The following is a 22,251-nucleotide window of genomic DNA, read 5'->3' as shown; positions in this document are numbered from 1 at the left end:
TTCATAAAATTGTGTATTAATATTTGTATAATTAACAATAAACAAATTATTAGGTAATATAATAGCCGGCTATTTAAGTTTCTTTTTAATTTTTGATAAATTACATCGTGGAAAAAATCATATTTATTCTATTACCTATTGCTTATTTTCTTTATAGTGCTTATCTCAACTTTAAAAAAGAAAAAGAAAAGGCAGCAAAGAGGATTTCCGAAAATCCTCATATTCCCCAAAATGCCCAATCGGCAACTGCGGAAGCAAAACCACCGCAGATGAGAGAAGATACAACAGATGTACAGGCTTATTTAGAACAGAGGCGTTTAGAAAGGGAAAAATTGAGGAACGAAGCCGAAAACGTAAATAAGGCAGATAAGTTGGCCGTAAAAGATTATTACAATCCAGAAGTGCCATCGGCGCAAGTGATGGCGGGTAGGTTAATCCATCAAAAACATCATCATCAATTTGAATTTCCGCCACCACTTGAAGATGATAGGATAGATTTTGATATTAGAAGCGCAATAATTTATCAGGTTATTTTAAACAGACCCAATTATTGATCATTCTCCTTTGATAAAAACACAAATCAGATTTGATAAACAAAACTTTATCCCTATATTTGCACCTCAAATTTTTAAACAATAATTTTTAAACAATGTACGCAATAGTAAGTATAGCAGGGCAGCAATTTAAAGTTGCTAAAGACCAGCATCTTTTTGTACACAGGTTACAAGGAGAAGAAGGCGCTAGTATTGAATTTGACAACGTGTTATTGATAGAAAACGAAGGTAAAATATCAGTGGGTTTGCCTGCTGTTAAAGGTGCTAAGGTTTCTGCCAAGATCGTGTCTCATTTAAAAGGAGAAAAAGTAATAGTTTTCCACAAAAAGAGAAGAAAAGGTTATAAAAAGAAAAACGGTCACCGTCAGTCTTTCACTAAGATCCAAATCGATAATATTTCGATCTAATTATTTACATTAATTTAATTATACTGGGTTTATACCTAGTTAAATAGATAAAACATGGCACACAAAAAAGGAGCCGGTAGCTCTAACAACGGTAGAGAATCGCATAGCAAACGTTTAGGTATTAAAATTTATGGTGGTCAGGCTGCAATTGCCGGTAACATCATCGTTCGCCAACGTGGCACTAAACACCACCCAGAAAAAAATGTGGGTATAGGCAAAGACCATACATTATTTGCTTTGGTTGATGGCAAAGTTTCTTTTAGGAAAAAAGCAGATAACAAATCTTATGTTTCTATTATCCCCGTAGATTTTTCTGCACCAATTTTAGAGGCTTTAAAAAATAAAAAGGTAGAAACTAAAGAAGTTGCCCCTAAAAAGGTGGTAGAAGATAAGACTCCGGTTAAAAAGGAGGCAAAACCCAAAGCTAAGGTGGCAGAGGTTAAAGAGCCAAAAGAAAAGAAAGCTACCGTTAAAAAAACAGCTGCAAAAAAAACTGATGCTGCAGAATAAGAATATTTAACCAACAGTGCAAAAAAGTCTCAACGTTTTAAAAAGTTGAGACTTTTTTGTTTTACGTGTTTTAAAAGAACATTTTTGTTGGTCAAATAATAGGTTGTTAAAATTATATTCCAAAAAATACTTTATTTTAAAGCTTTAGAATTAATTTAGCCAATATGCAATCTTTTGAGCTAGATAAGACAGATATACTCAAAGTTAAACAAGCTTTAGAAGGCGGTGATCAAGACCTCTTGTTGCTATTGGCCGATTATCATGCCTCTGAGATTGCCATTCTTTTTGAGTCCATATCCTTAGAATCTCAAAAGAAAATCATCAACCTTCTTCCGATTGATTTAGCTTCTGAGATTATTTCAGAAATGAGCCATGAGGCACATCCAGAAGAACTCTTAATAGACCTTGAGCCAGAAAAAAGACAAGAAATTGTTGAAGAGCTGGATTATGACGATGCTACGGACATCATCTCCCAAATGGATGAGCAAGACCAGCATGATATTTTACAAGAGCTAGATAAGGAGGATGCGGTAAACATCAGAAATTTAATGACCTATGCCGAAGACACGGCAGGTGGTTTGATGAATACCGAGGTAATTAAGGTTGATGCTGATATGTCTAAAAAACAGGCGATTGACCAGATCATTCTACAAAGCGAAGAGATAGAAGAATTTTATACCATATATGTTGTAGATCATGATGATATTTTAAAAGGAATAGTCTCTTTAAAAGACATCATTAAAGCGAAGGCAAATGCCAAAATAGCCGATATAGTAAACACAGAATTTGTGTTTGTTAAAACCAGCACCGATCAAGAAGAAGTAGCAGATCTAATTTCTCAATATAACCTTACCAGCATACCAGTGGTAGATTTAAACATGAAACTGTTGGGTAGGGTAACCTTTGATGATGTGATAGATGTAATGCAAGAGGAAAACACAGAGGATATTCTGAAATTCTCTGGTGTATCTGAAGATGAGGAACTAAGCGGTAATTGGATAGAAGCCGTTAAATCTCGCTTGCCATGGCTGATATTGAATTTAGGAACCGCCTTTTTGGCTTCATCCGTAATCCGATATTTTGAACCTACCGTAACAAAAATAGTGGTTTTAGCAGGGTACATGACAATTATTGCAGGGATGGGAGGTAACGCCGCAACACAAGCCTTGGCAGTAACCGTTCGTAGAATAACTTTAAGTGATTTAACTGATAACCAGGCTTATAAAACAGTATTAAAAGAGCTAACGGTGGGGCTAATTAATGGCGCCGTAAATGGATTGATAGTGTTTTTATTCGCTTATTTTTATGATGATAATTTGCTTTTGGGATTGGTGATTTTCATCGCCATGACAGGTAACTTATTAATTGCCGGCATTACCGGGGCAGGAATTCCATTAATATTAAAACGAGTAGGGATAGATCCCGCAGTAGCTTCATCAATTATCATAACCACCTTTACCGACGTATTTGGATTCTTACTTTTATTAGGCCTAGCCTCTAAATTATTGCTATAATTGTAGCGGTAAACAATGTCTCAACAGATAAGCTCATAAACAATTTACCTTAGTTGGTATAATTTTTAAATAAAACAAATGCAAACAAAACACAACTGGACAAAAGAAGAAATATTAGCTATTTATAATCAACCATTTTTAGATTTGGTTTATCAGGCCGCTAGTATTCATCGTGAAAATAAAGATTATTCAGAAGTGCAGATTAGCTCACTTATTTCAATAAAAACCGGAGGCTGTCCAGAAGATTGTGCTTATTGCCCTCAAGCCGCCCGCTACCAAACAGATTTGGAGGTGCAGGCCATGATGAAGGTTGATGAGGTAATTGCCGTTGCCCAAAAAGCAAAAGATGGCGGAGCTTCTAGGTTATGTATGGGGGCCGCATGGCGTGAGGTGCGTGATAACCGCGATTTTGATAAGGTGATCGAGATGGTTAAGGCGGTTAATGGAATGGATATGGAAGTTTGCTGTACTTTGGGCATGCTAAATGCCAACCAAGCCCAGAGATTGGCCGATGCGGGTTTATATGCTTATAATCATAATCTAGATACATCCGAAGAGGATTATAAACGCATAATCTCTACCCGAACCTATGACGATCGTTTAAAAACCATAGAAAACGTTCGTAAGGCAAAACTGACCGTTTGTAGCGGTGGGATTATTGGTTTAGGGGAAACCGTAAATGATAGAATTGCCATGATTAAAGTTTTGGCCAATATGGCCCAACATCCAGAATCGGTACCGGTAAATGCTTTGGTGCCTGTTAAAGGAACACCATTGGCCGATCAACCTAGGGTAAGTATTTGGGATATGGTTAGGATGATCGCAACCGTTAGGATTGTGATGCCTAAAACCGTTGTACGTTTATCTGCAGGTAGAAACGAAATGAGCACATTAGAACAAGCTTTTTGCTTTATGGCTGGTGCAAATTCTATTTTTGCGGGCGATAAACTTTTAACCACTCCAAATCCAGAGTTTAAAGATGATATGGCGATGTTTGAGCTATTAGGTTTAACGCCACGTAAGGCATTCAAAAATGGTAGGCCTCAAGAAAAGGAAATATTAGATCAGGTATAAAAGCCTGTTTAAAATTTATTAAATCATATTAAATTAAAAGCCCTGTAAACATTTTTTTGCTGGGCCTTTTTATTTTGCCAAGAGCCAGATTAACCTTGTCTAAAAGTTTGATCAAAACCTAGTAGAAGGTTGCGGATTGAATTTAAAAAGATGTTCTCTTTTATCTAACAGCTAATAATCATAATTGATTTTATGTCCGTCCAAGCTGGTCTCCAAGCGAAAACCCATCATAGCATCAGCATGGTAATCACCCGTTTGTAAGAGGTATCCGTTGCATCTGAAGCGTTTTCTATAAAAATCATCTGTAAAGGTTTCCCGCTTTTTTATCTACAATTTTTATGGCTTTGAGACTTGTGATGTCAGAAATTCCGAATTGATTTACTTCCTCTTGTTGCAAGTTCGATGATTCTGCTTAAAACTTAAGCTGATTATTCCGTATGTTAAAGCAATAAAAATTATTTGGAATGGCTTGATCCAGCTCCTCCAATTTTGAAAGCAATCATCCCATCAGGGTAACCGTCAAAATTCTCGCATCCAACTATTAATCCCACAACTTTGCTTATATAAAAAGAAAACGCTATCTTTGCGCCCGATTTAGCGATGTTGTTAAATCTTATTTATTATCATGAACCCATTCAATGAATTGGGGATCCGTGAAGATATTGTTAATGCGATAACCGAGTTAGGTTTTGAAAGCCCAACTCCGATTCAGGAAAGTGCCATTCCAGTTTTGTTATCAGGCAGCAACGATTTTGTCGGATTAGCCCAGACAGGAACCGGAAAGACCGCAGCATTTGGTCTTCCACTTTTAGAACTAATAGACTACAAGAAAAATTTCCCTCAAGCTTTAATTCTTTGCCCAACCCGCGAACTTTGTTTGCAGATCAGCAACGACATTAAAAATTATGCAAAAAACCTTTCTAATGTAAACGTGGTTGCCGTATATGGCGGTGCCAACATCGTTAACCAATTACGCGACATTAAAAGAGGCGTTCAGATTGTAGTTGCTACCCCAGGTAGGATGAAAGACATTTTGAACAGAAAAGCCATAGACTTCTCTGAAGTTAGTTACGTTGTTTTAGACGAAGCCGATGAGATGTTGAACATGGGTTTCCAGGAGGATATCGATGATATATTATCGACTACTCCAAAAACCAAGAAAACTTGGTTATTCTCGGCTACCATGCCACGTGAAGTGAGGGCGATTGCCCAAAACTACATGACCGACCCGAAAGAGTTGACCATGGGAACCAAAAACACAGGTAACGTTAATATAGAACATGAGTATTATATCGTTAAAGCTCGTGATAAATATGCCGCATTTAAACGTATAGTAGATTATACGCCTGATATTTTTGGGATCGTTTTTTGCCGTACCAAGATAGAAACCCAAGAAATTGCAGAATCTTTGGTAAAAGACGGTTACAATGCCGATGCTTTACACGGAGATCTATCTCAGCAACAGCGTGATAAGGTAATGAAGCGTTACCGCGATAGAAGTTTACAATTGTTGATCGCAACTGATGTAGCCGCCCGTGGTATAGATGTAAACGAGGTTACCCACGTGATCAACTACTCTTTACCAGATGAAATTGCAAATTACACACACCGTAGCGGTAGAACCGGTAGGGCAGGAAAATCAGGCATTTCTATCGCCATCATCAACTCTAGGGAGGTAGGTAAAATAAGGCAGATAGAGAAAACCATTGGAAAACAATTTACAAAGGCAGAAATCCCAAGCGGGTTTGATGTTGTTGAAAAGCAACTGTTTGGTTTGGTTCATAAAGTAAACGAGGTTGAAGTAAACGATAAGCAAATTGACCAGTATTTGCCAAGGATAATGGATGAATTTGCCGATATGAGCAAAGAGGATATTATCAAACGTTTTGTGTCTTTAGAGTTTAACAGGTTTTTAGAATATTACAAAAGCGCAAGAGACCTTAATGCCGATGCCGATGATAGGGGTGGAGATAGAAGGGAAAGAGGTGAGCGTGGCGAAAGAGGTTCTAGATCGGCCAGCGAAGGTTTTACCCGTTTGTTCATCAACTTAGGTGCCGTAGATGACTTTAGCAGAGGAGACCTTTTGGGTTATATTTGCAATAATGCAGGTATTTCGGGTAAATCTGTTGGTAAAATAGATATGAAAGGTGTTTTCTCTTTCTTTGAAGTTGAGACAGAATTTGTAGAAAAAATTACAGAGGCCTTTAAACCTATAGATTTTCACGGCCGGGATGTTAGGATTGAAGTTTCTGGTGAATCTACCGGCGGCGGCGAGAGACGTGGTGGAGGCGAAAGAAGAAGCGGCGGTTACGGTGGTGGCGAAAGACGTGGTGGCGGCGGCTATGGCGGTGGCGAGAGAAGAAGAAGTAGCGGCGGACGCAGTAGCGGTGAGAGGGGAAGTGGTTTTAGAGATTTTTCTGGTGGAGGAAGCAGAAGAAGCGATGGCGGTGGTGATAGAGGTGGTTTTGGTGGCGGAGGAAGAAGACGCAGAAATAACGATTAAGTATTGTTTATTATATATTAGAAAGAGGTTTCACTTTTGAGGAGCCTCTTTTTTTGCTTTTATGCTCTTTAATATTACCGGTTATATAATTGGGCTTATAGTTGCCAATTATTAAAGATTGCTTAAATTATTGATAATAACCAGTATTTTAATTTTGCAAAAATTTGATAGATAACAGGTTACCTGTAAATATAAATGAGCAGAAAAATAGCACTTACCAAAATAGCCAAAATCCAGAATAACCTATTTTCGTTATTTGGCTGGTTTCCTTTAAACCTATAATTTCTTTTTATCCCAAATAAATCCATAACTATTAACTATTCATGATGATAGGGTTCTCCTTTTAAGATGGTAAAAGCCCGGTAAACCTGCTCTACAAAAAATAATCTTACCATTTGATGCGAGAAAGTAAGTTTAGACAAAGATAATTTCTGGTTTGCCCGTTGGTAAATAGAAGCGTCAAAACCATAAGGGCCACCAACTAGAAATATCAGGTGCCCAACATTTGCGATCATCTTCTTGTTCAATAAATCTGCAAAACGGGTCGAACTTAATTCGGAGCCTTTATCATCTAGCAGTATAATATCATCCTGTGGTTGTATAAATTTAAAAAAAAGCGCTGCTTCCTTTATTTTTTGTTCTTGCTCGGTTAAATTTTTTGTTTTTTTCAAATCTGGTAAAACCTGTAGTTCAAATTTGATATAGTGTTTTAAACGCTTCAGGTATTTATCCAAGCCTTCTATCAAATATGCATCATCGGTTTTTCCTATTACCAACAGTGTTATTTTCATGATTCAAAGATAATTTAAACCTGGTTTTGGTATTTGAAAGATCATCAGAGACTTCTCTCACACAGATTTTTGTGCCAAGGCCCTCTCTACGGTTTCTAAGATAACATTTGGGTAAATAGGTTTATTGATAAAATCATAAGCACCCATTCTTATCAATTCAGCAGCTAAATTTGGGTCTCCAAAACCACTCACTATAATTACAATCAGCTCTGGATATTCTGCTTTTATCCTTCTTAATATTTCCCTTCCGTCTGTATCCTCTAACCTAAAATCACTTAAAACAAGGTCGAATTTCTTTTTTTTAAGTTCTTCAAAGGCGGTGGCACCACTTTCTGCTGTAGTGGTATGGTATCCATTCTTGGTTAAGAATTTAGACATAATAAGGCAAATCCCAATCTCGTCGTCTATAATTAATATATTATTCATAATATCAACCAAAAATACCCTCTTTTATAATTATAGGTTTAAACAATAAATGTATGGAATTATTTTAAACGGGGAAAAAGAATGACCAAAATCTTGCTTTTTTTTATCCACATCATAAATGTTAAATTATCCCAAATATATTTAAAGATTTTTATTTAAGTTCTCAATTTTCGTTATCATTGAACATGAATATTAAACACAACATTAGTAAAATCGTTATTTTGATCGCATTATGTGCGGTATCTATTTTTTACACTTCTTGTAAAGCAAAAAAACCGGTTGCACCTCCTGCTCCGGAGCCGGTAAAAGAAGTTGTAGAACCACCAAAAAAGATTGAACCCGTTAAACCCATTGATACCGATGGCGATGGTGTACCAGACGATAAAGACGATTGCCCAGAAGTTAAAGGTGATGCAGATAATGGCGGCTGCCCAAAGGTTATAGAAAAAGCTTTTGACTATAAAAACATTCAATTCGAGTTTAACTCATCTGTTTTGAAAACATCGTCTTATGAAACTTTAGAGAAAATTGCACAACAAATTAAAAAATCTGGCGACACTAAATATTTATTAAAAGGTAATTCTTCTGCAGAAGGAACAGAAAAAAGGAACATGATGTTATCTATTGATAGGGCAAATGCTGTTAAAGCGTATTTGGTTAACAACGGAATTGCATCTAATAGATTGATTACCAAAGGATTTGGAGAGTCTAATCCTATTGCAGACAATAATACCGAAGCAGGTAGGATTTTGAACAGAAGAGTAGAGATTGAGCCAGAAAATTAAAAACACCCTAAGACCAAACCAGAAAACCGTATGTGAAAACAGACGGTTTTTCTTTTATAATATAATTGGCTTAAAAATTTAAAATGATAGAAGACTATATAGTACAAAGAGAAAATTTAGAGAAAGAGATCAGGGCCTTTAAAAAATTGATCAACCAATATTCTTTTGCCCGGCTTTTTCTGTTTGGTTTGGATATTTTGTTGGTTTACCTATTTTTTAATCAAGGGATTGAAGCATTAATTGTTATCACTACTTTATCGTTAATAGGTTTTTTGTATTTGGTAAAAGTGCAAACAAATCATCAAAACCATTTAAAATTCTTGATCACTAAAGAACTTTTGGTAAAAAATGAGATCAATGTTAAAGATGGTAAAACTAACATTTATGATGATGGTACAAGGTTTTGTAACCCCAACCATCCTTATACAGATGATCTGGATATTTTTGGTGAACATTCTTTATTTGCCTACTTAAATAGGTGCAGTACTTTAGATGCCCAAAATTTGTTGGCAAAATGGCTTAGCGTTTATGCCGAGAAAACCATTATTGAAGAGCGACAAAAAGCTGTGGAAGAATTGAGCGGAAAACAAGAAAATAACCTAAATTTTAGGGCTAGGTTATTTGGTTTAAACTTAAATGAAATACCAACATTAAAACTTTTTTTTAAAGATTATTTACCCAATAAACTCGATTTCTTAAAGAAAAAACCCACCAAGGTTTTTGTTGCCGCAATTCCGATAATTACTACGGGTGTTTTATTTGCTGCAGTTATTTTTAACGGGATTTTATGGAATATTTTAGGCTTAACGCTTTTGCTTAGTGGAGCTGGCTACATGTTTTACAAAAAAGACATTGATGCCTTACATGAACAAATTAGCAAAAGCGTGAGTGGATTAGAAAATTATGCCGAAAACTTAAAGTGGATAGAGCAGGTGGAATGGGCAAGTAGTTTACTGGTCAATTTAAAATCATCGATAAAAAAAGGAGATAACCTGATCAGCAAAGAAATATTTGAGTTATCCAAAATATTGAACAGTTTAAATAGTAGGTTAAACCCCATAGTTGGCATTTTTCTTAATCTGTTTTTTCAATGGGATTTAAAAACGTTGAAAAGATTAGCTGTTTGGGAAGCAAAAAATCAACTAGAAATAATAAATGCTTTTGATGTTCTTGTAAATTTTGAATCTCTTTTGAGCCTAGCAACATTGGGCCACAATCATTCTGATTGGGTTTACCCTAAAATCTTAAATAGCCATCATCTAAATACCGTTGCAATTGGGCACCCTTTAATTACTGATCAAAAGCGTATAGCTAATGATTTTCACTTAACAGATAATATAACCATTGATATAATTACGGGGTCTAACATGGCAGGTAAATCTACTTTTTTAAGAACCATTGGGATTAATATGGTTTTGGCTTTTGCAGGGGCAAAAGTTTGCGCAGAAAAAATGGAAACTTCTATTTTTAGTTTGATCAGCTACATGCGGATCAAAGATTCTTTGGCTAATCAAACTTCTACTTTTAAGGCAGAGATTGACCGTTTAAAAATGATTTTAGACTTTACCACAGCTAACCAAAATAGCTTTGTTTTGATTGATGAAATGCTGCGTGGAACAAATAGCAAAGATAAATACCTAGGATCTAAGGTATTGATCAAAAAACTGATTACTCAAAAAACACCAGGTTTAATAGCCACCCATGATCTACAAATTGCCGACTTAGAAAAAGAATACCCAAAACAATTAAGAAACTACCATTTCGATATTACGGTAGAAAAACAAGAGATGTATTTTGATTACAAAATTAAAATTGGCGAGTGCAAAACGTTTAACGCATCTATGCTTTTAAAAGCGATAGGGATCGAAATTGAAGAATAGAATTAAGCTAAAAGCTCAAGGCTGAAAGCAAAAAGCACCCGAATCAATTATACAAAAGATATTTTTTTCTCATCGATTTATAATTATTTAAGGCTGGTTGCCAACTATCCCTAATTTCTTTTTCGGTTTTACCATCTTTAATTTGTTGCATCAAAATATCGTTTCCTGCCAATTTATTAAAGAAAGCATTAAAAAAATGAGCCTTATCGGGAAAGGCATTGTAAACATCGATTAACAATTTAATATTTAGCTCTTTCTCATTCCTGATTTTTTCTACATCCATTTTTCTAAAATCGATACCATAACAAACCTGATTTTCTAATGGTGGGTTTTTGCTCATCCCATCAATGCTTTTGGGGGTAAAAGTAAAATTATATTTCCCTTTTAAAAGCGGATGGCCCAAAACCTGAAAAGGGAATAAAGTTCCTCTTCCTTGGCTTATTACCGTCCCTTCAAACAAACATAAACTTGGATATAAATAAATAGAAAGGTTATTTGGAAGATTTGGAGATGGTTTTACAGGTAAAATATATTCATCGTTATGCTTATAATTAGCGTTTTTTATGATGATTAGCTTGCATTTTTTATTGCCATTTAACCAACCTTCCCCATTGATCATTTGGGCAAATTCGGCAACGGTCAGTCCATGGGCAATTGGTATTTGGTGCATCCCAACTCCAGATTTAAAATTGGGATTTAAAACCGGCCCGTCAATTAAATTCCCGTTAGGGTTTGGTCGGTCTAAAATCATCAATGGGATGTTGTTATCGGCGCAAGCCTGCATAATTTTAGCCATGGTAATGGTAAAAGTGTAAAACCTTGCACCCACATCTTGAATATCAAAAATCATCAGGTCAATATTTTTCAAATCTTCTTTTGAGGGCGCACTTTTAGTTCCATAAAGCGAAATAACGGGAATGCCGGTTTTTTTATCGATGTAGTTCCCAACATTTTCTCCGGCATCTGCTGTTCCTCTAAAACCATGCTCTGGGCCAAAGATAGCTTTGATGTTTAGGCCTAAGTTTTTAAAAGAATCTACCAAATTAATACCATTTATTTCTGCGGTTTGGTTTACTACTAATCCTAATTTCTTTCCTTTTAAAATTTGCAGATACTTATTGGTTTGATCGGCTCCCGTAAGTATCTTATGATCATACCCAATGTTGTTTGTTGGCCTTATATCCCTTTTTATGGTCTCTACTTTTGCCGTATTACAGCTGTTGCAGGCCATTGTTAAAGTCATTATCAACAAAAAGAACAGATTAAACTTTATATTTATCATCTTTTAAAGAATGTTTTTATAGAATTGATTGCATATTTGCGATTATCAAATTAACAAAAAGCTTTTGAATTTAGGATTATTTATAGCAAACAGGATTTCATTAAAAGCAGAACGGACTTTCTCTAAATTGATTGTGCGCATTGCCATTGTAGGCATTATGTTAGGTTTGGGCGTAATGATTTTATCGGTAGCAATTGTTAAAGGTTTTAAAAGTGAAATAAGGGAAAAAGTTAGGGGGTTTAGCGGTGATATTCAATTTATTAAATACGATTTAAACTCGTCTTATGAAAATTCTCCCTTTACCTTGCAGAGCAAAAATTTACTGGCTGCAAAAAAAGAAAAAGGAGTAGAGCATATTGTGCCGTTTGCCACAAAACCCGGAATCATTAAGGCAAATAACGAGGTTGAAGGCGTGGTTTTTAAAGGTGTTGATCCTACTTACGATTGGTCTTATTTTAAAAACATCTTGGTTGCCGGCAAAACCATAGATTTTTCTGATAGTACGGCCGCTTCAAAACAGATCATCATTTCAGAAAAATTAGCTAAACGTTTAAATCTTAAAATTGGCGACGATTTTCTGATGTATTTTATACAAGAAGCTTTAAGAAAGCGGAAATTTGAAATAGTTGGGATTTACAACACCGGAGTAGAAGAAGTTGATAAAACCTACGTAGTTGGCGATATTTCTTTGATAAGGAGATTAAACGATTGGAAAAAGGACGAAGTTGGAGGTTATGAAATAAAGATTTCTGATTTTGCCAGATTAGACCATTTTGCCGTAGAACTCGGTAATTATTTACCGCCACAAATCAAAACCGTTTCTGTTAAAGAGAATTATCCGCTCATATTTGATTGGCTTTCCCTGTTGGATGTAAATGCGCAGGTCATCTTAATTTTAATGCTGGTGGTTGCCGTTATCAACATGATTTCTGCTTTATTGATCATGATCTTAGAACGCACCAATATGATAGGTTTATTGAAAGCTTTGGGAGAGACCAATTGGGGTGTAAGAAAAATTTTTCTTTACAATGCCCTTTATTTGGTAGGGGTGGGGATGCTCTTGGGCAATATTTTTGGCCTGGGTTTAGGTTTTTTACAGCAACAAACCCATTTTTTTAAACTGGACGAAGCTTCTTATTACATGAAGTTTATACCAGTTCAATTTAATATTGTTGATGTTCTTTTAATAAACGCAGGAACATTGGCTATTTGTTTGTTGGTTTTGTTAATACCATCTATGTTGGTTACCAAGATTACCCCAATAAAAGCGATTGCTTTTAAATAGGTTTTTTTGCCGCCAATTCTCTAAATCTTCAAAGGCTGTAATTTCAATAATTTAAGCAGTTTTAAATTATTGAATCATTAAAAGCTTCATTTTTCTTAATGCCCTAATGTTAAATTATGATCTTTAGCTTAACAAATATTTTTGTGATCAATCTTTTCAATAACATTTGTGAGCATTGGTAAATTAGTGGCTAAATTTTAATTAGTATTTTACCTTTGTCCAAAACCCATTTAAACAAAATAAAAACACATCATAATTTTGGTGGTTAATTAGGTAATATGTCCAATCAACTCAAAAATTCTAGCTCTCCCTACCTTTTACAACACGCAAACAACCCCGTAAATTGGTTTCCTTGGGGTAAAGAAGCTTTAGAAAAAGCTAAAAAAGAAAACAAATTGATTTTGGTGAGCATTGGCTATTCTGCTTGCCATTGGTGCCACGTAATGGAGCATGAAAGCTTTGAAAACGAAGAAGTTGCAGAACTGATGAACCGATTTTTTGTTTGTATAAAGGTTGATAGGGAAGAACGCCCGGATATTGACCAAATATATATGACGGCCGTTCAGTTGATGACAGGAAGAGGAGGCTGGCCACTAAACTGTTTCTGTTTACCAGATCAACGCCCTATTTACGGAGGAACTTATTTCCCCAAACAAGATTGGATAAACCTGCTGACCAATCTGGCGCATTTCTATGAAACCAAGCCAGATGAAGCAGAAGATTATGCGGTAAAACTTACCGATGGCATCAAACAATCGGATAAATTGAATTTTATAAATAAAGAAGAAGCTTATACTGAAAAAGATTTAAAAGATATTTTAGAGCCTTGGAAAATGCTTTTCGATTTTACCGAAGGCGGCCATAACAGAGCGCCAAAATTCCCGATGCCAAACAATTGGAGCTTTTTAATGAAAACCGCACATATCTTAAAAGATGAAGCCGCCCACGTAATTGTGCGCTTAACCTTAGATAAAATGGCGGCAGGGGGTATTTATGATCACTTGGGCGGTGGTTTCGCCCGTTATTCTGTTGATGGTAAATGGCATATCCCACATTTTGAAAAAATGCTTTATGATAACGGGCAGTTAATCTCGCTTTATGCTGATGCTTATAAATGGTGCGGAGAAGAGCGATATAAAGAGGTAGTTTATGAAACCTACGATTGGTTAAAAAGAGAGATGACATCATCTGAAGGTGGTTTTTATGCTGCTTTAGATGCAGATAGCGAAGGTGTTGAAGGCAAGTTTTACACTTGGGATAAAAAGGAAATTGATAAAATCTTAGGAAAAGATGCAGAGATATTTGATCTTTTTTATCAGGTAACAGACGAAGGAAATTGGGACGAAGAACACATCAATAATTTGTGGGTAAGAAAAGAAAAGGAAGAATTTGCCGGTGCCTTTGATCTAACAGAAAATGATCTTAACCGTTTGCTCAAGAACTGCAGGGATAAACTTTTGACAGTAAGAAATAAAAGGATACATCCGGGTTTGGACGATAAGATCTTAACATCTTGGAACGCCTTGATGTTAAAAGGTTTGGTAAATGCTTATCAGGCTTTCGCCGATGAAAAATTTTTGGATCTAGCTTTGCAGAACATCAGTTTCATCCAAAATAATTTGATGAAAGAAGATGGCGTAATATATAGAAATTATAAGGACGGAAAGGCCAGCATCAGCGGTTTTTTGGATGATTATGCCTTGCTGATAGATGCACTCATCAGTTTATACGAAGCCACTTTTAACCAAACCTACCTAACATCGGCGAAGGCCTTAACAGATTACGTTTTAGATCATTTTACAGATGAAAGTTCTGGAATGTTTTTCTACACCTCTAACCAAGACGAAGCATTAATTGCCAGGAAATATGAAGTTTTAGATAATGTAATCCCAGCTTCAAACTCTGTAATGGCATGGAACCTTAAAAAACTGGGTTTATTTTTCGATAATAAACATTATCAAAAAACTTATCAAAAAATGCTGATGATGGTATTCCCAAAGATAAAATCTTATGCGTCTGGTTATTCAAATTGGGCATCATTATTATTGGAAGAGATAACGGGGAGCTTTGAAATTGCCATTACAGGCCCCGAAGCTTCACTTAAACGTAAAGAAATAGAAAAACTTTACATTCCTAACAAGATAATTTTGGGGGGTAAGGATGGAAATTTACCTTTGTTGCAAGACAAGTTTGTTGGAGAGACTAAAATTTTTGTTTGTAAAGATAAAAGTTGTAAACTGCCAGTGAGTGATGTTAGTGAAGTAATTAAACAAATTTTTGAATAGAAACAGATTTGGTTTCTGAAAAAACAAAACATGAAAATTGACAATAATAATGTAGTAAGTGTAACTTACGATTTGTACGTAACAGAAAATGGGGAAAAAAAACACGTAGAAAGTGCCACAACAGAACAACCTTTGGTGTTTTTATATGGTGTAGGCATGATGTTGCCCAAGTTTGAAGAGCATTTGAGCGGTTTGGCCATTGGAGATGATTATTCTTTCTCTCTTTCTGCAGAAGAAGGCTATGGGGAATACGATGAAAAGGCGGTTGCGCCGCTTCCAAAAGATATGTTTGGCGACCAGCCTTTACCAGAAATAGGCACTATTTTGCCTTTGCAAGATAACAACGGGGGTCAGTTTCAAGCTAGGGTTGTTTCTATTACAGAAGATGCTGTTCTGGCAGATTTAAACCACCCCATGGCTGGCCACGAGTTGCATTTTAACGGAACCATCCAAGATGTACGCCCAGCAACAAAAGAAGAATTAGAACATGGCCATGTACATGGCGAAGGTGGCCACCAACACTAAAATAAATCAATGTTTGATGTTGGTTTGCGAAATATCAAATCGACATCAAATATTATTTTATGAATATTTAGATCGCCGTTTTTGATAAAACCCGATTTGCTTTTGGGGTTTATAAACTATTTTTTTAGGGCTTCTAATACCTTGTTCACATCGGCTGGTACATCAATTGCCAAACTTTCTTTTTTGGTTAGCGCAACCTTAACGGTATAACCGTTTTCTATCCAACGCAATTGTTCTAGCTGTTCTGACTGCTCTAAATTCCCTAATTTAAGCTTAGAAATAATACCTAGCGTGGTGGTGCGGTAACCGTATATGCCTATATGTTTATAAAAAATGTGGGTCTTTAAGAGCTGATCAGTGGATACACCCTTAATGAAAGGGATAACCTGTCGGCTAAAATAAATAGCCTCAGAATTTTTATTGATGATCACTTTTGGGGTGTTTTGATTGAATAGCTCTTCATCGGTTTCAATCTTTTTTACCAAAGTGGCCAGTTCTGTAGATATATCATTGAAACAATTGGCCAATAAATTAATCTGTTTGGGATCAATAAGGGGTTCATCGCCTTGTATGTTGATGATCGCATCGAAACCGATCATCTTTTTAGAAACCTCTGCACAACGGTCTGTACCGCTTTTGTGGCTTGGCAAAGTCATGATCACGTTGCCTTTAAATTTCTTTACGGCCTTAAAAATACGCTCATCATCAGTGGCCACAACTACATCGGCCAAAGAAGATGCTTTTTTTGCTTGTTCGTAAACCCTTTGGATCATGCTTTTTCCTGCAAGATCAATCAAGGGTTTACCCGGAAATCGGGTAGAATCGTATCTAGCAGGGATAATTCCCAGTATTTTCATCTATTTTTTTAAAACAATCCGTTTATTTCTCTCTCTATGCTATCGATCACAAAACCCAGATCTTCAGGATTGTTGGCAAAATCTAATTTATCTTTATCCAAGATCAACAATTTACCTTCTTGGTAACCTTTGATCCAGTTGTTATACTTTTCGTTTAATTTTTGCAGATAATCAATCCTTATCCCCGCCTCGTACTCTCTTCCCCTGCGTTGTATATTTTCTACCAAAGTAGGTACCGATGCTTTTAAATAGATCAATAAATGCGGGGCGTTAATGTAAGAAGTAATGTTATCAAAAATAGCCCTGTAATTATCATGATCACGGGTGGTCATTAACCCCATTTCATGTAGGTTTTCTGCAAAAATATGCGCATCTTCATAAATTGTACGATCTTGAATGATGTCTTTTTGCCCACTTTGGATTTCCCTAATCTGTTGAAAACGGCTATTTAAAAAATAGATCTGAAGGTTAAAGCTCCATCTTTTCATATCGCTATAAAAATCTTCTAGGTAGGGGTTTTGATCAACCGCTTCATACATGGCTTCCCAGCCATAATTCTTGGCTAAAAGTTCTGTAAGGGTTGTTTTTCCCGCTCCGATGTTTCCTACAATTGCTATGTGCATTTTTGTGAGTTAAAGTATAAGGTTAAAAGTAGAAAGTTTTGAACAATAAGTTTCAAAATGATAGTTTAAAAACTTTATGATTTTTAAATCTAATTATTAAAAAGATTTAAAGCCAATTATTTCCCTAACTTCTTTAATTGTTTTTTGAGCGCTTTCCCTTGCTTTAATAGCTCCATGCTTGGCCACTTGCCTTAATAGCTTGCTATCTTTAGATATATCTTCGATTTTTTCTCTGATAGGCTGCGTTGCGATGATCATATCCTCGGCCAAAGCCTTTTTAAAATCGCCATATCTTATCTGGCACTTTGCGTAAAGATCATCAAAATGGCTCAAAGTATCGGCGGGCGAGACCACTTTCATCAAATCAAAAAGATTTTGTATCTCTTGCGGTTTTTCCTGATTTTCTTGGGTTGGCCCGGCATCCGTAACCGCCCTCATTACCTTTTTTCTGATGGTTTCTGGAGAATCAGAAAGATAAACCGCGTTCATCTCTCCTTCAGATTTGCCCATTTTACCTTTTCCGTCTAAACCCGGTATCTTAATTAGATCATTGGTATAATTGAAGGCATAAGGCTCTCTAAAGTATTCTGTTTGGTATAAATGGTTAAAACGATTGCCGAAGGTACGGCTCATCTCCAAATGCTGTTCTTGATCTTTTCCTACGGGCACTTTTGTAGCATGGTGGATCAAAATATCGGCAGCCATTAAAACAGGGTACGTTAATAAACCTGCGTTAACATTGTTGGGGTTTGCCCTAATTTTATCTTTAAAAGATGCGCTACGTTCCAGCTCGCCTACATAAGCGTTCATGTTCATGTATAAATATAGCTCGGCAATCTCTGGTACATCAGATTGGATGTAAAGCGTGGTTTTTTCTGGGTCTAAACCTGCGGCTAAATATTCTACCAAAACTTGTTTGATGTTTCCATGCAGATCTTGTGGGGTAGGGTGCGTAGTTAATGAATGATAATCGGCGATAAAAAAGAAGCAATTATATTCGTTTTGCATCTTCACAAAATTGTTTACCGCTCCATAATAATTTCCAAGATGTAATTTTCCGGTACTCCGGATTCCGCTAACAACAGTTTCCATATTGTGGCGAAAGTACAGAAAATTTCTATTTTTGATTGAAGATGAAAGCAATTTTAAAGCAAGGTTTAAGATATTGGCATTTAGCGATGGTGGGATTGATATTTGTCTTTACCTATCCCTTTGTTTATTATTTCTCTAGAAAAGAAAGTAGGTATCCGTTATTGAACAAGGTAAGAAGAATATGTGCGCTTTTCCCATCGGTTTTAAGTGGGTTTTTATATAAGGTGCAATACGAGGAACCCATTGATTGGGGTAAAACTTATATTTTTTGCCCCAACCACGCATCAAACTTGGATATTTTTACCATGAGCGTAGTGATTAAAAACAATTTCTTTTTTTTAGGTAAAGATGAATTATTGAAAAACCCAGCTACGAAGATATTTTTTGAGACCATTGATATTCCTTTAAAAAGAGAGAGCAATATTTCTGCTTTTAGGGCCTTTAAAAAAACCTCTGAACGGATAGAGGCAGGAATGTCTCCGATAATTTTCCCCGAAGGAAAGATTGGGGAAGAATACCCACCGATCTTGCACCACTTCAAGAGTGGCCCTTTTAGGTTAGCGATAGAACATCAAATAGCAATTGTACCAGTTACCATAAAAGATAACTGGAAATTATTTTGGGATGATGGAATTAAATATGGATGCAAGCCGGGAGTTTCGCATATTTGTATCCACAAACCTATTGAAACTATCGGGATGGATGTAAAGGATGATGAGGTTTTGAAACAAATGGTTTACGATAAGATTGCTTCTAAACTTGATTATTAGTTAGTTAATTAATTAGTCATTAGTTCATTATTACTTGTTTTGTGGGTGGTTAGTTAGTTCAGATATTTAAGATGTGAAGCTCACATACCCAAAACTTAAAACTTAAAAAATGCAAATAGATAAAGAAACGGTAGATAAAATTGCTCATTTGGCTCGTTTAGAATTAACCGAGGCCGAGAAAGAACGCTCTATTGAAGAGCTAAGTGAAATATTAAGCTTTATGGCGAAACTTAATGAGCTTGATACAGAAGGCGTAGAACCTTTGATTTATATGAACGATGCGGTAAATGTTTTACGTAAGGATGAGGTAATACAAGAAATGACAAGGGAAGAAGCCTTATCCAATGCACCGCTAAAAAATCACGAATACTTTAAAGTTTCTAAGGTTATCCAAAAGTGAGTGAAATAATTTAGGTTAAGCTGTAACAAAACAATGCTTTTTAAGGTCTTACAAGAAAAACAATATGCAACCACTCATCACCATTAATGATCTAGGAAGAAAATATGTAATTGGTGCAGAAACTATTCATGCGTTAAAATCGGTTTCTCTAACTATAAATAAAGGAGAGTTTGTTGCATTGATGGGGCCTTCTGGCTCTGGAAAATCTACCTTGATGAACCTTTTAGGTTGCTTAGATACCCCAACAAAAGGCGAATATATTCTAAACGGCATCAATGTTAGCCAAATGACGGATAGCGAATTGGCAACCGTAAGGAACAAAGAAATCGGTTTTGTTTTTCAAACTTTTAACCTTTTGCCACGGTCTTCTGCACAAGATAATGTTGCCTTACCACTTATCTATGCCGGTATTAAAAAGAAGGATAGGGATACAAGATCGGTGCAAGCCCTAGAAAATGTAGGTTTGGGGAACAGGGTCCATCATAAACCAAATGAACTCTCTGGCGGGCAAAGGCAAAGAGTGGCAGTTGCCAGGGCATTGATCAATAATCCATCTATCATTTTAGCAGATGAGCCCACGGGTAACCTAGATACCAAAACATCCATCGAGATTATGGGCTTGATAGAGGAAATCCATTCTAAAGGAAACACCATCATTATTGTAACCCACGAAGAGGATATTGCACAACACGCTCATAGGATTGTGCGTATGCGTGATGGTTTGATCGAGGAAGATTATCAAAACCAAGATATTAAAACGGTTTCTTCTAAGTTAGAAGCCATGTAAGAAATGCTTTTTATTAAAATTTAGAAATTTAAATCAAATAGTATGTTTTATTATGATAATGATGAATATTAAAATCATCTCATTTAAAATTTTATAGATTAATTTTTTTATTTGGGCGTTTTAACACGCTATTCGCTATATCTTTTTTGCTATTTGCATGGATGGCAAAAAAGAGCAAAAAGGATGTCGCTGCTATCGTTAACGCAAAACTATTCTTACCAAATATTATTTCCCAAACTTTCATCAAAAACATCGTTAAAATATCAATGAAAATATATACCAAAACCGGCGACAAAGGCCAAACTTCTTTGATAGGAGGAACACGAGTGCCGAAATATAATTTAAGGATAGAAGCTTACGGAACAGTTGATGAGCTAAATTCTTATATCGGTTTAATCAGAGACCAAGAGATTTCTGGAAACGATAAACTGGTTTTAAAAGAAATACAGGACCGATTGTTTACGATAGGTTCTGTTTTGGCATCTGATCCAGAAAAATCCAGAATGAAAATCCCCGATCTAAAAGAAGAAGACGTAATCTTGCTAGAAAAAGAGATGGATAAAATGAACGAAGTTTTGCCCCCATTAAAGCACTTTGTTTTGCCGGGAGGAAATCAGATCGCTTCTTTTTGCCATATTGCAAGGTGTGTTTGCAGAAGGGCCGAACGTAATACCGTACATTTGGCAGAAACAAACCCGATGGATGAAAATGTGCTTATCTATTTGAACAGACTATCAGATTATCTTTTTACGCTAAGCAGAAAAGTGATTTTCGACAATAAAAACGAGGAAAATAATTGGATTCCAAGGGTTTAAAAATTGTTGAAAACTTTTTTAGTAAAGATTGAATATTAATATACTTTTGCAAAATATAAAAAAATAAATTCTAAGATTATGTATTGGACGTTAGAATTAGCATCTCACTTAGAAGATGCCCCTTGGCCAGCTACCAAAGATGAATTGATTGATTACGGAATTCGCTCTGGCGCACCTGTTGAAGTTATAGAGAACTTACAGGCGTTAGAAGATGATGGCGAGCCTTATGAGAACATAGAAGAGATTTGGCCTGATTATCCTACCAAGGATGATTTCTTCTTTAATGAAGATGAATATTAGAGAAAAGACCCGAAATTACTTTGGGTCTTTTTTTTTTGTCTTAATTAATATACGGTTAAAATTTTAAGTATTAACGTAAAACAGTCATTTAAACTATTTTGGGGCATTTTTTCATCTTTGGTGCAATTTTAGGAATAACCTTATTAAATTAATTGTTAAATCTTAAAATTATATCAATCATGGGAAACTTACTTTATTTAATCGCAGTAATCTTAATTATCGTCTGGATTTTTGGAGCTTTTGTTACACCTTTTGGTGGCGGCTTAATCCATATCCTTTTAGTAATTGCAATCATCGCAATTTTATTAAGAGTGATCAAAGGAGCCTAGGCTATTTAATTTATTTAGAACCCCATGGTTGTTAGATCATGGGTTTTTTTTGCTCAAGTCAAACCTGTTGTAGATTAATCGCAGGGCGATTATAGCCCAAGTTTCAACCTTGGGTTTTATATGTCATAACCCAAGGCTAAAGCCTTGGGTTATGTTTGCAACGCGATCATAGCCCAAGTTTCAACCTTGGGTTTTATATGTCATAACCCACGGCTAAAGCCATGGGTTATTAATTGCAAAGCGACCATAGCCCATGGTTCCAACCTTGGGGTTTTATGTGTCAACGTTTTTAGGATTTTAAACCAAACCATTTAATTTCAATAAACCATTATATTCATTTTCAAATGTTTTTTTAGCATGATGGCTTTTCTGGTTTTTTATATAATTAATTCAAGTTGCTAGTTAATTGCTTTGCTTAATTGCAAACCAAAAACAAACAGGGTTAATTTTATTAGAA

At 35.7% G+C, this 22,251-nt stretch carries 23 protein-coding genes; 17 read left to right on the top strand and 6 right to left on the bottom strand.

Features of this window, described 5'->3' with window-relative positions; genetic code table 11:
• Positions 1-107 precede the first annotated feature (107 nt).
• The 6 genes from I5M32_RS14860 (at position 108) to I5M32_RS14835 (ending at position 6,562) form a co-directional block, all read left to right on the top strand.
• Positions 108-554, top strand: a complete 447-nt coding sequence (locus I5M32_RS14860; protein ID WP_200587749.1) for a hypothetical protein — start codon at positions 108-110, stop codon at positions 552-554.
• 95 nt (positions 555-649) lie between these two features.
• Positions 650-961: a 50S ribosomal protein L21 gene (gene rplU / locus I5M32_RS14855; RefSeq protein WP_200587747.1), complete on the top strand. Its 312-nt coding sequence runs from the start codon at positions 650-652 to the stop codon at positions 959-961.
• A gap of 54 nt (positions 962-1,015) precedes the next feature.
• Positions 1,016-1,471: a 50S ribosomal protein L27 gene (gene rpmA / locus I5M32_RS14850; RefSeq protein ID WP_200587745.1), complete on the top strand. Its 456-nt coding sequence runs from the start codon at positions 1,016-1,018 to the stop codon at positions 1,469-1,471.
• A 164-nt stretch (positions 1,472-1,635) separates the two neighbouring features.
• The gene (mgtE, locus tag I5M32_RS14845) at positions 1,636-2,985 is read left to right on the top strand and encodes a magnesium transporter (protein ID WP_200587744.1); all 1,350 of its coding nucleotides are present in this window, start codon (positions 1,636-1,638) and stop codon (positions 2,983-2,985) included.
• 78 nt (positions 2,986-3,063) lie between these two features.
• A complete protein-coding gene (gene bioB, locus I5M32_RS14840; protein ID WP_200587743.1) occupies positions 3,064-4,059 on the top strand; it encodes a biotin synthase BioB in 996 nt (331 codons plus the stop codon).
• Positions 4,060-4,684: 625 nt separating this feature from the next.
• Positions 4,685-6,562: a DEAD/DEAH box helicase gene (locus I5M32_RS14835; RefSeq protein ID WP_200587742.1), complete on the top strand. Its 1,878-nt coding sequence runs from the start codon at positions 4,685-4,687 to the stop codon at positions 6,560-6,562.
• A 317-nt stretch (positions 6,563-6,879) separates the two neighbouring features.
• Here the strand turns inward: I5M32_RS14835 and rlmH are convergent, their stop codons facing one another.
• Both rlmH and I5M32_RS14825 read right to left on the bottom strand, forming a co-directional pair.
• Positions 6,880-7,353, bottom strand: a complete 474-nt coding sequence (rlmH, locus tag I5M32_RS14830; RefSeq protein ID WP_200587741.1) for a 23S rRNA (pseudouridine(1915)-N(3))-methyltransferase RlmH — start codon at positions 7,351-7,353, stop codon at positions 6,880-6,882.
• A 57-nt stretch (positions 7,354-7,410) separates the two neighbouring features.
• Positions 7,411-7,779: a response regulator gene (locus tag I5M32_RS14825; RefSeq protein WP_200587740.1), complete on the bottom strand. Its 369-nt coding sequence runs from the start codon at positions 7,777-7,779 to the stop codon at positions 7,411-7,413.
• 185 nt (positions 7,780-7,964) lie between these two features.
• Here I5M32_RS14825 and I5M32_RS14820 point away from each other — a divergent pair, with 185 nt between their 5' ends.
• A complete protein-coding gene (locus I5M32_RS14820) occupies positions 7,965-8,564 on the top strand; it encodes an OmpA family protein (RefSeq protein ID WP_200587738.1) in 600 nt (199 codons plus the stop codon).
• 83 nt (positions 8,565-8,647) lie between these two features.
• Positions 8,648-10,444, top strand: a complete 1,797-nt coding sequence (locus I5M32_RS14815; protein ID WP_200587736.1) for a MutS-related protein — start codon at positions 8,648-8,650, stop codon at positions 10,442-10,444.
• Between the two features lie 43 nt (positions 10,445-10,487).
• Here the strand turns inward: I5M32_RS14815 and I5M32_RS14810 are convergent, their stop codons facing one another.
• Positions 10,488-11,726, bottom strand: coding sequence for an exo-beta-N-acetylmuramidase NamZ family protein (locus tag I5M32_RS14810; protein ID WP_200587734.1), 1,239 nt, complete (start codon positions 11,724-11,726; stop codon positions 10,488-10,490).
• A 64-nt stretch (positions 11,727-11,790) separates the two neighbouring features.
• Here I5M32_RS14810 and I5M32_RS14805 point away from each other — a divergent pair, with 64 nt between their 5' ends.
• From I5M32_RS14805 to I5M32_RS14795, 3 genes are all read left to right on the top strand, one after another.
• A complete protein-coding gene (locus tag I5M32_RS14805) occupies positions 11,791-13,011 on the top strand; it encodes an ABC transporter permease (protein WP_200587732.1) in 1,221 nt (406 codons plus the stop codon).
• Positions 13,012-13,289: 278 nt separating this feature from the next.
• Positions 13,290-15,296, top strand: a complete 2,007-nt coding sequence (locus I5M32_RS14800) for a thioredoxin domain-containing protein (RefSeq protein WP_200587730.1) — start codon at positions 13,290-13,292, stop codon at positions 15,294-15,296.
• Between the two features lie 30 nt (positions 15,297-15,326).
• Positions 15,327-15,821 carry an FKBP-type peptidyl-prolyl cis-trans isomerase gene (locus tag I5M32_RS14795; RefSeq protein ID WP_200587728.1) on the top strand — a complete coding sequence of 165 codons (495 nt, stop codon included), beginning with the start codon at positions 15,327-15,329 and terminating at the stop codon, positions 15,819-15,821.
• A gap of 116 nt (positions 15,822-15,937) precedes the next feature.
• Here I5M32_RS14795 and kdsB read toward each other — a convergent pair whose 3' ends face one another.
• From kdsB to trpS, 3 genes are all read right to left on the bottom strand, one after another.
• Positions 15,938-16,678: a 3-deoxy-manno-octulosonate cytidylyltransferase gene (kdsB, locus tag I5M32_RS14790; protein ID WP_200587725.1), complete on the bottom strand. Its 741-nt coding sequence runs from the start codon at positions 16,676-16,678 to the stop codon at positions 15,938-15,940.
• An 8-nt stretch (positions 16,679-16,686) separates the two neighbouring features.
• Entirely contained in the window at positions 16,687-17,301 is a 615-nt protein-coding gene (locus I5M32_RS14785; protein WP_200587723.1) for a deoxynucleoside kinase, read from the bottom strand.
• Between the two features lie 96 nt (positions 17,302-17,397).
• Entirely contained in the window at positions 17,398-18,393 is a 996-nt protein-coding gene (trpS, locus tag I5M32_RS14780) for a tryptophan--tRNA ligase (protein ID WP_200587721.1), read from the bottom strand.
• Between the two features lie 41 nt (positions 18,394-18,434).
• Between trpS and I5M32_RS14775 the strand changes: the two genes are divergently transcribed.
• The 6 genes from I5M32_RS14775 to I5M32_RS14750 all read left to right on the top strand — a co-directional run bounded on the left by I5M32_RS14775 (position 18,435) and on the right by I5M32_RS14750 (position 21,794).
• Positions 18,435-19,163 (top strand): lysophospholipid acyltransferase family protein, encoded by a 729-nt coding sequence (locus tag I5M32_RS14775; RefSeq protein WP_200587719.1) that lies wholly within the window; start codon positions 18,435-18,437, stop codon positions 19,161-19,163.
• A gap of 109 nt (positions 19,164-19,272) precedes the next feature.
• The gene (gene gatC, locus I5M32_RS14770; RefSeq protein WP_200587717.1) at positions 19,273-19,563 is read left to right on the top strand and encodes an Asp-tRNA(Asn)/Glu-tRNA(Gln) amidotransferase subunit GatC; all 291 of its coding nucleotides are present in this window, start codon (positions 19,273-19,275) and stop codon (positions 19,561-19,563) included.
• 64 nt (positions 19,564-19,627) lie between these two features.
• On the top strand, positions 19,628-20,350 hold the full coding sequence (locus I5M32_RS14765) for an ABC transporter ATP-binding protein (RefSeq protein WP_200587715.1): 723 nt from the start codon (positions 19,628-19,630) through the stop codon (positions 20,348-20,350).
• 266 nt (positions 20,351-20,616) lie between these two features.
• Positions 20,617-21,165, top strand: a complete 549-nt coding sequence (locus tag I5M32_RS14760) for a cob(I)yrinic acid a,c-diamide adenosyltransferase (protein ID WP_200587788.1) — start codon at positions 20,617-20,619, stop codon at positions 21,163-21,165.
• Positions 21,166-21,243: 78 nt separating this feature from the next.
• Positions 21,244-21,465 carry a DUF2795 domain-containing protein gene (locus I5M32_RS14755; protein WP_017258669.1) on the top strand — a complete coding sequence of 74 codons (222 nt, stop codon included), beginning with the start codon at positions 21,244-21,246 and terminating at the stop codon, positions 21,463-21,465.
• Positions 21,466-21,644: 179 nt separating this feature from the next.
• On the top strand, positions 21,645-21,794 hold the full coding sequence (locus tag I5M32_RS14750) for a lmo0937 family membrane protein (protein WP_200587713.1): 150 nt from the start codon (positions 21,645-21,647) through the stop codon (positions 21,792-21,794).
• Positions 21,795-22,251 lie beyond the last annotated feature (457 nt).

The organism is Pedobacter segetis, assembly GCF_016623585.1.
Lineage (GTDB): Bacteria > Bacteroidota > Bacteroidia > Sphingobacteriales > Sphingobacteriaceae > Pseudopedobacter > Pseudopedobacter segetis.
The sequence above is the reverse complement of the archived record's forward strand: the minus strand, read 5'-3'. Positions and strand labels throughout refer to the sequence as shown.